Below are 15,062 nucleotides of genomic sequence, written 5' to 3' on the forward strand. Positions count from 1 at the left end.
ATTCAGCGGGGAAACCGTCGCCCGTCAGTGATGTGCGCCAGAGCTGGGCGTGGTCTTGGGCTTTGGGCCGGGATCACAAAGTTCATTGACCACGGCGCTCATCTCGTCCTCGCGGTGTTTTTGGTGGCGCCAGTGATCGTTGAAGCCGACGACGGCCAGGCGAAGGGCGTTGTTGCGCTCGTCTGTGTCCGTCTTGCGCTTCACGGGCTTGTCCGCAGCGGCGTCGGGCGCGTGAAGCGCCGCTGTGGTCTGGGGGTGGACGGAGGCTATGGTCACGCTGGCGGCCGCGACGTCCACGGCGGTCCAGATCGCTTTTGCCGCTGGCCTCCGGACTTCGCCATACAGCCCCCGACCAGCCAGCCGAACACGCAGGCCAAGATCAGCCCCAGCAGGATCGCGCCCAGAACGAACGGCTCGGCGCCGACGTACACCGGTGGGTCCAGCGGCGTCATGGCCGATACGGCGGCGAAACCGGTCTCGTATCTCATCGCCGTTCCCCTGATGGCCCAACATCCCACCGCCGGCACCGCGCGCATCTTGCCCTGAAGGTTTGGCTTGGTAACGACAAATATTAACGGCGCGACGGTCTCGCGCCTGAAGCGAGCGATCAGCGCGGCGGGGTGATCAGCGCCCTGGCTTCGGCGCCGGTGCGGGCCCCCGGGTCACGGACCTCGACCTCGACGGCGATCGCGCCTTCGGGAGAGAGGGCCCACAGGTAGCGGCGCTCGATCTCGACCTCGCGGCCGGAGGGGGCGGTGCCGACGAAACTGTCGCCCCACGGCGTAATCTTCACCAGCTCGGGCCAGATCAGGCCGCAGGCCTGATCAAGTTCCTCGATGGCCATGGCCGAAAGCTCGTCGTCGCTCACAGCCATCGGCGGACCGCTTGGCGATAGGCGTCATAGGCGCCCCCGAATTTGGCGGCGAGATAGCGTTCCTCGCGCTGGATGACGAATCGGTCAACCACCAGCAGGCAGGGGGCCAGAAGGATGAGCGCGACCCAGCTGTCCATGGCGATGCCCAGGCCGGCGTAGGTGACGGCGAAGCCGAGGTAGATCGGATTGCGGCTGAAGCGATAGGGGCCCTCGATGATCAGGACGGTCGACGGCTTCCACGGTTCGACCGCCGTGCCGCGGCGCCGGAACAGGCCCGCCGCCATCCCGTCCAGCACCAGGCCGCCGACGATCAGGGTCAAGGCCGCGCCGCGCCGGATGGGCATTTCGAGTCCGAAGTCCGCAGCGAGCCAGCCGAAGCCCGCCTCGAGGGCTTCCGGCCGTGCGCCGAGCTCGGCCAGCCCCCAGCCGGCCAGCAGGAAGCCGAGATAGATCAGCGGCGGCGGCGCGATGACGCCGGGGTGGTCGGTGGTCGCCATCAGATCATCTGGCCTTGAGGGGCGGTGAAGGCCGAAGCGGGCGCGTCGCCGGTGTTGATGACATCCGACGGCTCGAAGATCAGCACCTCGGCCTCCTCGTCGGCGCCCGTGCGATGCTCGACCCCGCGCGGCACGACGATGAACTGGCCGGGCTCCAGCGTCTCGATGCGGTCGCGAAACTCGACCCGGAAGCGGCCTTTCCAGACCAGGAACATCTCATCGGCCTCGGCATGGCTGTGCCAGGGAAAGACGCCCTTCACCTTGACCAGCCGAACGTCCTGACCGTTCAGCCGGGCTGCGACGCGCGGGCGCCAGTGATCGGAGAAGCCGGCGAATTTCCAGGCCAGATCGATGGCGGAGCCCTCGTTCATGGCCGCAGGACCTCGTCCCCGTAGATGGCGACCCTTGCGGGCTCACTTGACGACACCGCGCCCCGATACATACCGGACGTGGTTATGGCGAAGCTGGGACGCCCCGCCAGGTCCATGACGATCACGCCCCCGGTCCCGCCCAGCGACAGGGCGTCGTCCACCTCGGCCTGGGCGGCGGCCTGGGTGGTGGCCCCCAAGGCGATGCGGGCGCAGATATCGCGCGCGACGCTGGCCCGGATGTAGAATTCACCGTCGCCCGTCGCCGATACCGCGCAACCGTCCCTGTTGGAGGCATAGGTCCCCGCACCGATCACCGGCACGTCGCCGACGCGACCCCAGCGTTTGGCCGTCATGCCGCCGGTCGAGGTGCCCGCGGCGAGGCGTCCCTGGCTGTCGAGGGCGACCGCGCCCACGGTGCCGAATTTGCGCTCGTTCAGCGGCGGCGTGGACAGGCGAGTCTCGGCCTGCGGGCCCGGTGCACCTGCGGGCCGGGCCGGGATCGGGAGGTTCTGCGCCCGCAGCGCCGTCTCCAGCCCCCGCCAGCGGCGCTCGGTGAAGAAGAAGGCCGGGTCGACCTGCTCCAGCCCGACCGAGGCGGCAAAGGTGTCGGCCCCCTCGCCAATCAGCATCACGTGCGGCGACCGCTCCATCACTGCCCGCGCGGCGGCGATAGGGTGGCGGGTGGTGGTCAGGCCCGCGACCGATCCGGCGGTCAAATCGCTGCCATTCATGACGGCGGCGTCCAGTTCGTTGCGACCCGCTGCGGTGAAGACGGCCCCGCGTCCGGCGTTGAACAGCGGATCGTCCTCCATGATCTCGATCGCGGCCTGGACGGCGTCGAGGGCCGAGCCCCCGCCCGCCAACACGGCCGATCCGGCCTCGAGCGCGCGAGTCAAACTGGCCCGATAGGCGGTGTCCTGCTCGGGCGACAGATTGGCCCGCTCGATGACGCCCGCGCCGCCATGGATGGCGAAGGACCAGCGCGGCGCGTCTTGGGCGGCGGCCGGACCCGTCGCCAGTCCGAGGATGAGGGCGGAGGCGAGGGAGATCAGGTGCATGTTTGTCATCTCGCCAACCTCGATGAAGTCCGACCCTAACTCAAGGCCTGAACGCAGCCGGGGCCGGTCGAGGTCTCGACGCCGAACAGGGCAACGTCGGACCAGCCCGCCAGGCTTGGAGCCCTGGCAGGCACCCAGGGCCAGTGCCGCACCGGAACCGATCGACAGCTGGCGTCGCGTCGTCATCGAATCGGCGCTCTCTTTAAGGTGTTTCATCCTGCAATCCCGGCCGGTCTCGCCCTATCCAGACGGGCTCGGTTGACGACAAATTAGCCTTAACCCTTGTCGGGTCTTCGTCCGCGTGCTGCTTATGCGCCCTTGGCGCGTCAGGTGGGGCGCAGCATTATGGGAGTGAGCCGTTGAGTACGACGGACAATGGGGGCGCTGTTTCAGCCAGTCCTCGCAAGACGTTTCTGGGACACCCGCGGGGGCTGGTGATCCTGTTCCTGACCGAGATGTGGGAGCGATTCTCCTTCTACGGCATGCGGGCGCTGCTCGTGCTGTATCTGACGCAGCATTTCCTTTTCGGTCCGGCCGAGGCGCAGGGGATCTACGCCGCCTATGGCGCGCTGGTCTATCTGATGCCGGTCGTCGGCGGCATGCTGGCCGACAAATATCTTGGATCGCGCAAGGCGGTGATCATCGGTGCAGTACTGCTGGTGGCGGGACACTTCACCATGGCGTTCGAGGGCACGGGGGCGCGCGAGTTCCTGACCGTGGGCGGCACGGAATACCGGCTGGAAGTCGAAGGCCGCGACACTGATCGCCAGATATTCGCCGTCAATGGTGACGAGCGGGTGCCCATTCGCGTCACGCCCGAGGGCATCAGCACCGTCCAGCTGGAAACGGTCGGTACGAAAGCTGCGACCTTGGGCACCGAGCCCTCGGCAGCCCTTTCGGCCGATAGCGCGGCGGTGGGCGTGGCGGAGGCGATGACTGGCCAGACCCCGGTCGGGGCGGCTGACCCGGCGGCTAATATAGTGGTGGCCCAGGCCTCGGGCTTCCCGGCCACCATCCCGGCAGGCGGCTATACACTCAGAACGGAACGCGATCTCGACGCCGAACCGACGTTGTTCCTGGCGCTATCGCTCATTATCGTGGGCGTGGGCTTTCTCAAGGCCAACATCTCGACCGTGGTCGGCTCTCTCTACGACGCGAATGACCCTCGGCGCGACGCGGGCTTCACCCTGTTCTACGTCGGCATCAACCTGGGCGCCGTGCTGGCCACCAGCCTGTGCGCATGGCTTGGGATCGAGTATGGCTGGGCCTATGGTTTCGGCTTGGCCGGTATTGGTATGCTGTTTGGCCTTGCGACCTTCATCTTCGGCCAGAGCTGGCTCGAGGGCCGGGGCGAGCCGCGTGAGCCTGAGCGCCTCAGCCGCAGGTCCTTCCTCGGCCTGCCGTTCGAGGCCATCTTCTGGATCGGCGGCCTGATCGCGGTGTTCCCGACCTGGCTGCTGATGCAACGGCATGAGCTGATCGCCAGCATCTTGCCCTGGCTTGCAGGCATCATCTTCGCCGTGGTGGTCGGTTACACGGTAATCAAGCTGAAAGGGGCCGAGCGAAGCCGTATGCTGGTGGCCCAGGTGCTGATCTTCTTCTCGGTCCTGTTCTGGGCCCTGTTCGAACAGGCGGGCTCATCCCTGACCCTGTTCGCCGATCAGTCGACGGAGATGCCCAGCTGGTTCAACGCTGCCCAGACCCAGACCTTCAACCCCGGCATCATCGTGATCTTCGGCCCGCTTCTCGCGGCCCTGTGGGTCTGGCTGGCCCGGCGCAATCTGGAGCCATCCACACCGGTCAAATTCTCGATGGGCCTGATGTTCGTGGGTGCCGGCTTCCTGGTGCTGACCTGGGCGGCGGCGAATGCGGCCAATGTGGACTTCCGCGTTCCGCTGCTGTTCCTGTTCCTGACCTACTTCCTGCACACCATGGGCGAGCTTTGTCTGTCGCCCGTGGGCCTGTCGATGATCACCAAACTGTCGGTGGACCGCGTGGTGGGCATGATGATGGGGGTCTGGTTCCTGTCCAGCTCGGTCGCCCATATCGCCGCCGGCGTCATCGCCCAGGCGACCGCGACCGATACGGTCGCGGGCGTGGTGACCAGTCCGGAATTGGCTCTGGCAACCTATGGCTCCATCTTCGGTACCATCGGATGGGTCGGGGTCGGGGTCGGGGTATTACTGCTGCTGATCTCGCCCATTCTCAAGAAGGGCATGGCCGGCGTCCGCTGATCGCCAAGGCTGAAGACAGGAAGGGCGGAGCCGCGAGGCTCCGCCCTTTTCAGTCTTCGGGGCTTGGGGAGGCAAGCTTTAGACCCGGAAGGCCTTGCTGAGGTCGATGTCACAGCCACGGTGACGGGTGGATTGATCCGCCGACAGGCTTGCGGCCACTCAGTGTTCGGCCGCTACAGGCCCAGCGGCCCCCATAGCCAGACGCACCAGATCCCGATGGCCAGAAAGACGCCGAACGGCAAGCGATCCTGGCCCGAAACCTGGCGGCGAAGCAGCAGGCGGGCCGCGACGAGGCTGAACGCCGCCGCCGAGGCCCAGAGCAGAACCGACGGCAGGCCGATCCATCCGACCCACGCGCCGCCGGCGCCGAGCATGAAGGGGTCGCCGCCGCCCAGTCCGTCCCTGCCGCGCAGGCGCCGGTAGAGCCACGCGATCGCCCACAGCCCGCCGAAACCGGCCGCCGCCCCGATCAGGCTGTCGATCGCCGTCACGCCCGGCAGCGAGAGCGCCGCCGCCAGGCCGCTCGCCGCCAGTGGGAAGGTCAGCGCGTCGGGCAGCCAGAAATGTTCCGCGTCCACGACGGCGAGCAAGAGGAGCTGCCATCCCAGCAGCGCGGTCAGGACCGCGCCGACGGGATCGGCCTGGGTCAGCGCCGCCCAGACACCGATCAGCCCGGCCACGCTTTCTATCACCGGGTAGCGGACGGGTATGGGGGCGCCACAGTCACCACACCGGCCGCGCGCGATAGCCCAGCTGAGCACCGGGATCATGCGCCACGGCGCCAGGTCCCGTCGGCATCCGCCGCAGCGCGAGCGGCCGGTCACCACGCCGCCGCCGGCGGGAAGCCGCAGACTGACCAGTCCCAGAAAGCTGCCGACCAGCAGGCCCGCTCCGGCGAGAGCTGCGGTGGTCAAGGCGATGTCGACGTCCACGCGCACTCCCAAAAGCCACGCCACTGCCGATATGCGCCCGGTCGGTGCGTCGCAAGGCCAAGGCTCGAAGTCACTGTTTCGGCTTCATGACAGGTCCGCCGTATCCGGACGGTATGTCATGGATCAGCGAAAACAACTTCATGGAACTGGCCGCTAAACGTCACGGTTCGGCGGCCCCCTTGTCATATCCACCTTTTACGAACGGCCCGGGCAGGCGGGGGCGATTTTGTCGCGGTTGGGGGCATGGGCACCCGAAGAACCTGCCGTGAAATCCTTTGGATCAGACACGGTGAGAATGATGAACCGCTTTAAATTGACCACCCTGCTCGCGCTCGGCGCCAGCGCCCTGGCTCTCGCCGCTTGCAGTTCGGCCGAGGTCGCCTCGCCCGGCGAAGGTGATTTCGGCGGCGGCACCGGCGGCGGCGGCGGCGGTACGATCCCGCCCCCCCCCGGCACCCCGGCTGCTGATTGCCCGGCGGGTCTGGCCAATGTCGGCACCGTCGCCGCCAGCACACTGCGCGTCTGCCAGCTGCCGTCCACCATTTCGGGCGCCCTGACCCTGTCGGTTCGCGCCGGCACCATCTATTCGATCAGCGGCCGCACCGAAGTGGGTACTGACCGCGGTGTGGATGCCGGCGCGCCGATCCCCGGCAGCGTCCAGGGCATTCTGACCATCGAGCCGGGTGTCCGCGTCTTCGCCTCGAGCGGCTCGGACTATCTGGTCGTCAACCGCGGCTCGCAAATTTTCGCCGAGGGCACCGCGACCAATCCGATCATCTTCACCAGCCGCCAGAACGTCGAAGGCACCACCACCGCCAACTCGCAGGGGCAATGGGGCGGTATCGTCCTGGCCGGCCGCGCGCCGCAGGCGAACTGTTCGCTGATTCCGCTGGTCTTGCCGGTGACCTGCACGGGTACGGTCGAGGGCACCAGCGCCGCCTTCGGCGGCAATACGCCAACCGACAACTCGGGCCGCCTGCGCTACATCCAGATCAAGTTCTCGGGCTTCGAAATCTCGCCGGGCAATGAGCTGCAGGGCCTGACCATGGGCGGCGTCGGCTCGGGCACCACCGTTGAGTTCATCCAGGTTTACAACAGCTCCGACGACGGCATCGAAATCTTCGGTGGCAACGTCAACCTGCGCCACATCGTCATCAACGGCGCTGACGACGATGGCCTGGACACCGATACCGGCTGGCGCGGGGGTGCCCAGTTCGGCATCGTCACCCAGCGCGCGCCGGGCTCGACCAGCCGCTCGGCCGGTTTCGAGTTCTCTTCGGCCCCGACCGCCACGCCGCTGGCCACGCGCTACGTCTCGCAACCGAGGATTTCGAACTGGACGCTGGTCGGCCGCAACTCGCCGACGGACGCCCACACGGTCGCTCACTTCGACACGGGCACCGACGCGACGATCATCAACTCGGTGTTCACGGGGCAGGCCGGTTCGCTGGCGGGCTGTATGGCCATCAACGATACCGACACCGCCACCAGCGGCGTGATTTTCAACTCGGTCTTCATGTCCTGCCCGCTGTCCTACCGTCCGGCCAACATGGCCCTTTCGACCGCTGCCTTCACAGCGGGGACGAACAACACGGCGGCCGGAACCTCGACGACGACCGCGCCGACCGCAGGCGTCACCATCACCAACCAGGCGCTGAACTTCATCAACGGCGCGAACGAGACGGCCGTGGTGCCGGCCAACGCCCCGGCGGTCTTCCCGTTCTTCACGGCGGTGACCTACATCGGCGCCGTCCAGAACGCCGCCGACACCTGGTGGCAGGGCTGGACCTGCGGCCTGACGTCCGGCTCGACCTGCTGACGACGGATGCGTGGTGGCGACCCAACCGGGTCGCCACCGGCTTTCGGTATTCCGTTGAACCCTTCAAGGCGCAGATCATGAAGACGATTTCCCTGACCCTTACCGGGGTACTTCTGGCCACCAGCGCGTTGATCGCGCCGGGGCTGGCCTTCGCTCAAACGCCGCCGGCTCCGACCGCCCAGACGCCGGCCGTCCAGGTGCCCGCCGTCCAGGCCGATCCGCAGTCCGTCGAAACCACCGAGGTGGAAGAGATCATCGTTCTGGGCCGCTTCATCCCGGAACCCAACCGCGAGAGCGCGGAGGTCGCGGCCTTCCTCACCGCCGAAGACCTGCAACGGACCGGCGATTCCGACGCCGCCCAGGCTCTGACCCGCGTGACGGGCCTGACGATCGTCGAGGGACGCTTCATCTATGTGCGCGGCCTCGGTGAGCGCTATTCCTCGGCGTTGCTGAACGGTTCGCCCCTGCCCAGCCCGGAGCCGCTCCAGCGGGTGGTTCCGCTGGACCTGTTCCCGGCCAACATCCTCGAAAGCGTGACCGTTCAAAAGACCTATTCGGCCAATTTCCCGGGCGAGTTCGGCGGCGGCGTGATCGACCTGCGGACCGTGGACGCCCCGCGCGAACCGTTCTTCACCTTCTCATCCTCGATCGGGGCCAACACCGAGACGACCAACGACGAAAGCCTGGTGTATTTCGGATCGCGCACCGACTTCACCGGTTTTGACGACGGCACCCGGGACGTTCCCGGTCCGATCGCTCTGGCTTTTGGAACCGGTCGTCAAATCAACCGGGCGAATTTCACCACCGCCCAACTTCAGGCCATGGGCCAGAGCCTGGTGAATGCGCCGCTTCGTCTGTTGCAGCGCGGAACCACACCGGTGAATTTCGGGTTTGATCTCGCCGGCGGGTTCTCCAGCGACAGCAGCCTCGGCACCTTGGGCGTGATCGCGGTGGGCGGCTACGGCAACAGCTGGACCACGCGTCGGGGCTTCCAGGAAGAAGCCCAGTTCTCGGGCGCGGTGCTTGTCCCTTCGACCAGCAAGGCCTTTGAATCGAACCAGAACGACGTCCAGCTCAACCTCCTCACGGGGTTGTCGCTGACCGGAGACAATCACGAGCTGAAGTGGACCAATTTCTACGTCCGCAGCACGACCAAGGAAGCCCGGACCAGCGCCGGGCCTGATTTCGGTGCCGGCGGTAATATCATTCGCGATGACTTCACGGAATTCTTCGTGCGCCAGCTGTTCTCCACCCAGCTGGCCGGCGAGCATGACTTCATGGACGGCGCGCTCGGTTTCGATTGGCGGGCGAGCTATGCCAAGACGTCGCGTGATGCGCCCTACGAAACGCGGTTCCAGTACGGCGTGCTTGGTGGGGATTTCATTCATAACCCGAACAATCTGATCTCCTTCAGCGAACTCGACGAGGACGTGGTCTCCGGCGGGGCCGACGTCAGCTACACCCTGCCGCTGTCCGATTTCCGGGAGGTCGTTTTCAGCCTCGGCGTCGCCTATTCCGACAGCAACCGGGACGCCGTTCGCCAAGACCTGCAGTTTGCCCCAGTCAGCGCCTTGACCCCCGAACAGCGCGAGTCCCGCGTCGACTTCCTCTATTCCGACTTCAACATCAATCCAACGACGATCGAGTTGCGTCAAATTGCCGGCACGAACGGTGCCGGTGCTTATGACGCAGACCTCACCGTCGCGGCAGTTTACGCCATGGTCGACGCGGAAATTATTCCTCTGGTTCGCACCACGTTCGGCGTGCGGTTCGAGGATGGTCGGCAGCGGGTCACCACCCGTGACCTGTTCGGCGGTGCCGCGCCCTTCGTGCCCACCGAGATCGAAGAGCAATATTACCTGCCTTCGTTCACGGCGACCTGGAACTTTGCCGAAGATCAACAGCTTCGCCTCGGCGCGTCACAGACGATCGGCCGCCCGCAGTTCCGCGAACTCGCACCCCAGTCCTACATCGACCCGGAGTCGGACCGCGAGTTCACCGGCAACCCGTTCCTCGTCGACACCGAAATCCTGAACCTTGACGCGCGCTATGAATGGTATTTCGCCCGTCAGCAGTATCTGACGGCCGGCGTCTTCTACAAGGACCTGGACAAGCCGGTGGAGTCGGTGGTGGTGCTGACCGGCGACCAGCGTCAGCAGTCGTTCCTGAACGCCCCGAACGCGACGGTTTACGGTGCTGAAGTCGAAGTGAAGAAATACTTCGAGTTCCCGGACAACGGCGCTTCGTTCATCGCCAACAAACGCTGGCTAGTTCAGGCCAACTACACCTATTCGAAGTCCGAGGTGACGGTTGAGGCTGGCGACACGGTCCGCACCCTCGGTGGCGGCGGTGCGCCCGAAACGGCGGCGTTCTTCATCCAGGACGGTGCCCGGCTTCAGGGTCAGTCCGAGAATGTCGCCAACCTGCAACTGGGTTGGGAAGACGACACGGCGCGCTCACAGGCGACCATCATCGTCAATTACGTCAGCGAGCGGATCACGGCCCGCGGTGCCGGCGCCGCCGGAAGCCGCGAGCCCGATTACATTCAGGACCCCGGCGTCTTCCTCGACTTCGTCTATCGCAAGGACTTCGAGTACGGCGGTCGCGACCTGGGCTTCGCGTTTGAGCTCCGCAACCTGCTGAATACCGATTTCGACGAGTTCCAGGAGCTTGGCAACAAGATCCGCATCAACACCTATGACCTGGGCTCAAGCGCCTCGGTCAGCCTGACCGCCCGGTTCTGACCGGCCGGTTCCGGCCATGAGACGACGGGGAGGGCCATCTGCCCTCCCCGTTTCGTCTTTCTCCCCAATCAGGATTGTCGTCTGTCCAGAGCCGAAGGCTCCTGGAGCGGCCGGTGGGAATCGAACCCACGACATTCAGCTTGGGAAGCTGACGTTCTACCTCTGAACTACGGCCGCGCCCGTGTCAGGCGACAGGACGCGGACCATAGCCGGGGCGGGGGAAAAGGGAAGCTTCGGAAGTGGCCTATTGCACCGCAGCGACCACGACGCCGCGGTCCTCCAACAGCGCCTGAACACTGTCTTCGCCCGCCAGGTGCGCGGCGCCCACGGCGATGAAAGCCGTGCCCGAGCCCGCGAGCAGGGACTGGATCTGGTTGGCCCAATCGGTGTTCCTGCGGACCAGCAGGATATCGTACATGGCCGGGCTTTCCTCGCGCATCTCGGTGACGACGCGCTCGATGCCGGCCACGTCGCCGGTTGCCCAGGCCTCGACCAGCTGATCCAGTTCGGTGGCGGCGTCCTCATAGGCTTCGAGGGTCAAGCGCAGAAAGGCCAGCTGATCAGCCTCGTTCAGGCCGGCGAGGAAGCCGATCTGCAGGTCGATCGTCTCAAAGGCCTTGATCGGCTTTCCCGCCGCTTCGGCGCGCGGCTTCAGGACCAGTTCCACCCCCGACGCGGGATCGTATCCAGCCTTGGTCAGCGGTGCGACCGCCAGGGTCAGGCTGGCCAGCCACGGGCGGAAGGGATCCAACTGCGCGGCGGTCAGGCCCGCAGCGGAAGCGGCGGCGTTCAGCGCGACCAGCTCCGCCGGCGTAAGCAGGAAGGACAGGGGGCGGTCCGGCGAAAGGCCATAGCGCTGGACCAGAGGCATGACGGCGGCCTGGTCGTCGGGGTTGGAGATTTCGAACCAGATTTCGTCAGCGCTGTCGAAGGCGGCGTCGACACGGGCCGAGCCCCAGGCCGTGGTCGGGCGCAGAACATGGACTGTACCGAACAGATAGAGGGTCGAGTCCGCATCGCGGATGACCCAGAGGGCGGGGCCCGACCCCTGGGCTTGGGGCGTGGCCTTCAGGGCGATGGCGGGCGAAACGGCAGGCGCGGTCTGGGCAAAGGTGCCCGACGGTTGGGCCACCAACGCCACGGCGAAGCCGATGCCGAGAGCGCTTCTTACGAAGCCGGCGGCTGAGGATTTCAGGCGTTGGGTGAAGGTCATGGTTTCAATCCTTGAAGAGGAGTCGGACAGGGTTCAGGCGATGATGCCGCGACGGGCGGAGGCGACGATGGACGAGATGAAATAGACCCCCATCAGTATGCCCATCAGGCCCCATCCGGTGATGGTCTCGACGAGACCCAGCCGTTCGGCGGCGGCATAGACGAAGAGGGCCATCTGGAGGGCCCAGAAGGCGATGGCGCTGGTCTCGGCCATGATCCGGCGCAGCATTTCGTCGGCGGCGCGCCACAACATGAGATTGGCGACGGTCTGGACGGCCAGCAGGACCAGGACGATGCCGAACACCACGGTCGCCGACACCCACTCAGGGCCGAATACGGGCAGAAGGAACAGGAGTCCGGCGAGCGTCATGACCACCGCCTGGAGCACGCCGCACCCGCGCGGCACGGTGGTCGGCCGGGTCGCCACGATAAAGGCGCTGATGACGCCCGTGGCCATCAGGATGGTGGCCATCAGAACGGCCAGTTCGTCTTCCCAGGCGATGACGTAGCCATCGACGAGGGTCGAGACGCCGTAGCCGAACGCCCCGCCGAGGCCGGCCAGGATGACGAAAAAGACAGCCTTGCGGGCAAGGGGTGCGCGGGGGTTGGCGAGACTGGCGGTCATGGTTCAGTCCTCCGTGAAGATGGCTTCGATGGGATGGCCGAAGACCTTGGCGATCTTGAAGGCCAGCGGCAGGGATGGGTCGTAGCGACCGGTCTCGAGGGCGTTGACGGTCTGTCGCGATACGCCGAGGCGGTCGGCCAGGTCGGCCTGGCTCCAGTCGCGCTCGGCGCGCAGCACTTTGAGGCGGTTGTTCATGTGACCTCCTACCTATGCTTCAGCCACCAGCCAGCCCAGGCGAGGGTGTAGCCGGCGAGTTGGAACAGGACGATCGCCATCATGCCGGCAAAAAAGGCATCAGAGGGGGTCGAGCCCAGGCCAACGCCCAGAGGGTATTGGTCCGGCTGGGTCATCAAGGTCAGAAGCAGCACGCCGCCGATGGCGATCCCGCCCATGCCGCCCCACCACCAGGCCCATTTGTGAGCCTCGCGGGCGGCTTCGTCGATGCCGCGCCACCACCAGACACAGGCCGCGAAGCCGCCTGCCATGGCCGCGGAGATCATGGCTGCCGTAAGAGCGAGGCCGACTGGCCCCGGCTGGTCGCCAAGAAAAGCGCTGCCGATACCGGCCAGGCCACCCAGAATGACGGACGCGCCAAAAGTCAGAACGTAGGCACCGGGTCCGTGCGGGCGCTTCGGCTTGGCTAGCTCATCCATGACAAGGCTCCCTGTCGATTTGACAAGTCTGTTTGACATCAGCAAATTCGCTTGTCAAGCGACCTTGTCAAAAGGTCCGCAAGGCTTGTCCTCGGCCAATTGTGCCTTACGGGCGGGGGCGAACCTTGAGTTCGTCGCGGATCTCGGCGAGCAGGGCTTCCGTCGCCGTGGGGGCCTGTGGCGCGGCTTCCGGCTCAGTGGCCTGTTCGCGGCGCAGGCGATTGATGAATTTGACCAGCAGGAAGACCGAGAAGGCCACGATCAGGAACTGGATCACGGTGTTGAGGAAGGCGCCGTACTGGATCGCCACCTCCTCAACCGCCGGGGTCGAGAGGTCCTCAGGCTTCAACACCCATTTCAACCTGGCGAAATCCACGCGACCCAGCGCCAGGCCGATGGGCGGCATGATGACCTGCTCGACCAGGCTGGCGACGATCTTGCCGAAGGCGGCGCCGATGATCACGCCGACCGCCAGGTCCACGACGCTGCCGCGAGCGGCGAATTCCTTGAACTCGGTCAGCAGGCCCATGCTCAACCGTCCGCGTTGAGGCGCTCGCGCAACTCCTTGCCGCTCTTGAAGAAGGGCACGGCCTTGGCCGGCACGTCCACGGTCTGGCCCGTGCGCGGGTTTCGACCGGCGCGCGCGGGTCGACTGCGCACCGAAAACGCACCGAAGCCGCGCAGTTCGACGCGACCGCCATCGCCCAGAGACTCGACCATGCGCCCCAGCACGATATTGACCACCCGCTCGACCTCGGCGTGGGTCAAATGGGTGTTCTCGGCCGCGAGTTTCTCGATCAACTCGGATTTTATCATACAGGCCCCCGCCCTCTTCAGCCCGTCCCGGAGCCATACGGGTGCATCCGGGACCCGGATGCAGCCCCTACCCTAGACTCGGCTCGCCGGAGGAAAAAGCCCTTGTCGTCAAAATGGTAGCGAAATCTTGGTTAGCCGGCCTTAACCCGGATGGTCGCGGACGCGAATAAGGCGGCCGGATCGCTCCGACCGCCTGATCCGTTTTCGGCGTGGCGAAAGACCTAATCCTTGGAGGCGGCCTTCTCGCGCATGGCCGCGCCCAGGATGTCGCCCAGCGAAGCGCCCGAGTCCGAAGACCCGAACTGTTCGATGGCCGAGGCCTCGTCCTTCATTTCCAGCGCCTTGATCGACACCGAGACGCGGCGCGTGGCCTTGTCGATGCCGGTGACCATGGCGTCGACGCGGTCGCCGACCGAATAGCGCTCGGTCCGCTGCTCGGCGCGGTCGCGCGAAAGGTCCGACTTGCGCACGAAGGCTGTGGCCGGTGCATCATCCTCGCCGAACTTGACTTCGATGCCGCCGGTTTCGATCGACGTCACGGTGACGGTGATCTGCTGGCCCTTCTTGAAGGTGTCGCCTTCCATCGGATCGCCGCCCAGCTGTTTGATGCCCAGCGAGACGCGTTCCTTCTCGACGTCGACGTCGAGAACCTTGGCCTTGACGGTCTCGCCCTTTCGGTAGCGCTGGATGGCCTCTTCGCCCGAGACGTTCCAGTCCAGATCGGACAGGTGCACCATGCCGTCGATGTCGTTGTCCAGACCGATGAACAGGCCGAACTCGGTGGCGTTCTTGACCTCGCCCTCGACCGTCGCGCCGATCGGGTTGGCGGCCACGAAGGCATCCCAGGGGTTGTCCTGGGCCTGTTTGAGGCCCAGCGAGATGCGGCGCTTGGAGGCGTCGACGTCCAGCACGACCACGTCGACTTCCTGAGAGGTCGAGACGATCTTGCCGGGGTGGACGTTCTTCTTGGTCCAGGACATTTCCGAGACGTGCACCAGGCCCTCGACGCCGGCCTCCAGCTCCACGAAGGCGCCGTAGTCGGTGATGTTGGTGATGCGGCCCGACATCTTGGCGCCGACCGGATATTTGGCTTCAACGCCGTCCCACGGGTCGGCCTGCAGTTGCTTCATGCCCAGCGAGATGCGCTGGGTGTCCGGGTTGATCTTGACGATCTGGACCTTGACGGTGTCGCCGACGGCCAGGACCTGCGAGGGGTGCGAGACGCGC

Annotated in this window: 17 protein-coding genes and 1 tRNA gene; 3 read left to right on the forward strand and 15 right to left on the reverse strand. The window is 65.9% G+C overall.

Annotated features, from left to right (window positions below):
* Positions 1–24: 24 nt before the first annotated feature.
* The 6 genes from ACESMO_RS02890 to ACESMO_RS02915 form a co-directional block, all read right to left on the reverse strand.
* On the reverse strand, positions 25–276 hold the full coding sequence (locus ACESMO_RS02890; RefSeq protein ID WP_372706678.1) for a hypothetical protein: 252 nt from the start codon (positions 274–276) through the stop codon (positions 25–27).
* A complete protein-coding gene (locus tag ACESMO_RS02895) occupies positions 273–488 on the reverse strand; it encodes a hypothetical protein (protein ID WP_372706679.1) in 216 nt (71 codons plus the stop codon). Before ACESMO_RS02895 ends, ACESMO_RS02890 begins: the two co-directional genes overlap by 4 nt.
* A gap of 119 nt (positions 489–607) precedes the next feature.
* Positions 608–874 carry a hypothetical protein gene (locus tag ACESMO_RS02900; protein WP_372706680.1) on the reverse strand — a complete coding sequence of 89 codons (267 nt, stop codon included), beginning with the start codon at positions 872–874 and terminating at the stop codon, positions 608–610.
* Positions 865–1,371: an isoprenylcysteine carboxylmethyltransferase family protein gene (locus ACESMO_RS02905; protein ID WP_372706681.1), complete on the reverse strand. Its 507-nt coding sequence runs from the start codon at positions 1,369–1,371 to the stop codon at positions 865–867. Before ACESMO_RS02905 ends, ACESMO_RS02900 begins: the two co-directional genes overlap by 10 nt.
* Positions 1,371–1,742, reverse strand: coding sequence for a cupin domain-containing protein (locus ACESMO_RS02910; RefSeq protein WP_372706682.1), 372 nt, complete (start codon positions 1,740–1,742; stop codon positions 1,371–1,373). The genes ACESMO_RS02905 and ACESMO_RS02910 overlap by 1 nt, the downstream gene beginning before the upstream one ends.
* Entirely contained in the window at positions 1,739–2,800 is a 1,062-nt protein-coding gene (locus ACESMO_RS02915) for an isoaspartyl peptidase/L-asparaginase family protein (RefSeq protein ID WP_372706694.1), read from the reverse strand. The genes ACESMO_RS02910 and ACESMO_RS02915 overlap by 4 nt, the downstream gene beginning before the upstream one ends.
* 434 nt (positions 2,801–3,234) lie before the next feature.
* Here ACESMO_RS02915 and ACESMO_RS02920 point away from each other — a divergent pair, with 434 nt between their 5' ends.
* Positions 3,235–5,034, forward strand: coding sequence for a peptide MFS transporter (locus tag ACESMO_RS02920; protein ID WP_372706683.1), 1,800 nt, complete (start codon positions 3,235–3,237; stop codon positions 5,032–5,034).
* A 173-nt stretch (positions 5,035–5,207) separates the two neighbouring features.
* On the opposite strand, the gene ACESMO_RS02925 is transcribed toward ACESMO_RS02920, so the two are convergent.
* Entirely contained in the window at positions 5,208–5,966 is a 759-nt protein-coding gene (locus ACESMO_RS02925) for an A24 family peptidase (protein WP_372706684.1), read from the reverse strand.
* Positions 5,967–6,261: 295 nt separating this feature from the next.
* On the opposite strand from ACESMO_RS02925, the gene ACESMO_RS02930 reads away from it, so the two are divergent.
* Both ACESMO_RS02930 and ACESMO_RS02935 read left to right on the forward strand, forming a co-directional pair.
* The gene (locus ACESMO_RS02930) at positions 6,262–7,785 is read left to right on the forward strand and encodes a hypothetical protein (protein ID WP_372706685.1); all 1,524 of its coding nucleotides are present in this window, start codon (positions 6,262–6,264) and stop codon (positions 7,783–7,785) included.
* Positions 7,740–10,529 (forward strand): TonB-dependent receptor domain-containing protein, encoded by a 2,790-nt coding sequence (locus ACESMO_RS02935; protein ID WP_372706686.1) that lies wholly within the window; start codon positions 7,740–7,742, stop codon positions 10,527–10,529. Before ACESMO_RS02930 ends, ACESMO_RS02935 begins: the two co-directional genes overlap by 46 nt.
* Positions 10,530–10,631: 102 nt before the next feature.
* Here the strand turns inward: ACESMO_RS02935 and ACESMO_RS02940 are convergent.
* The 8 genes from ACESMO_RS02940 to ACESMO_RS02975 form a co-directional block, all read right to left on the reverse strand.
* Positions 10,632–10,706, reverse strand: a tRNA-Gly gene (locus tag ACESMO_RS02940).
* Positions 10,707–10,773: 67 nt separating this feature from the next.
* The gene (locus ACESMO_RS02945; RefSeq protein ID WP_372706687.1) at positions 10,774–11,742 is read right to left on the reverse strand and encodes a TraB/GumN family protein; all 969 of its coding nucleotides are present in this window, start codon (positions 11,740–11,742) and stop codon (positions 10,774–10,776) included.
* 33 nt (positions 11,743–11,775) lie between these two features.
* The gene (locus ACESMO_RS02950; RefSeq protein ID WP_372706688.1) at positions 11,776–12,366 is read right to left on the reverse strand and encodes a hypothetical protein; all 591 of its coding nucleotides are present in this window, start codon (positions 12,364–12,366) and stop codon (positions 11,776–11,778) included.
* Positions 12,367–12,369: 3 nt separating this feature from the next.
* Complete coding sequence (locus ACESMO_RS02955; RefSeq protein ID WP_372706689.1) at positions 12,370–12,561, reverse strand: helix-turn-helix transcriptional regulator; 192 nt, start codon at positions 12,559–12,561, stop codon at positions 12,370–12,372.
* 8 nt (positions 12,562–12,569) lie between these two features.
* Entirely contained in the window at positions 12,570–13,019 is a 450-nt protein-coding gene (locus ACESMO_RS02960; RefSeq protein WP_372706690.1) for a hypothetical protein, read from the reverse strand.
* 106 nt (positions 13,020–13,125) lie between these two features.
* Positions 13,126–13,548 carry a large-conductance mechanosensitive channel protein MscL gene (mscL, locus tag ACESMO_RS02965; RefSeq protein ID WP_372706691.1) on the reverse strand — a complete coding sequence of 141 codons (423 nt, stop codon included), beginning with the start codon at positions 13,546–13,548 and terminating at the stop codon, positions 13,126–13,128.
* Positions 13,549–13,550: 2 nt separating this feature from the next.
* Complete coding sequence (locus tag ACESMO_RS02970) at positions 13,551–13,835, reverse strand: integration host factor subunit beta (RefSeq protein ID WP_372706692.1); 285 nt, start codon at positions 13,833–13,835, stop codon at positions 13,551–13,553.
* Positions 13,836–14,056: 221 nt separating this feature from the next.
* Positions 14,057–15,062: S1 RNA-binding domain-containing protein (locus tag ACESMO_RS02975; RefSeq protein WP_372706693.1), on the reverse strand; the 1,006-nt coding region annotated here is incomplete at its 5' end.

This window comes from Brevundimonas sp. (assembly GCF_041688735.1).
Lineage (GTDB): Bacteria > Pseudomonadota > Alphaproteobacteria > Caulobacterales > Caulobacteraceae > Brevundimonas.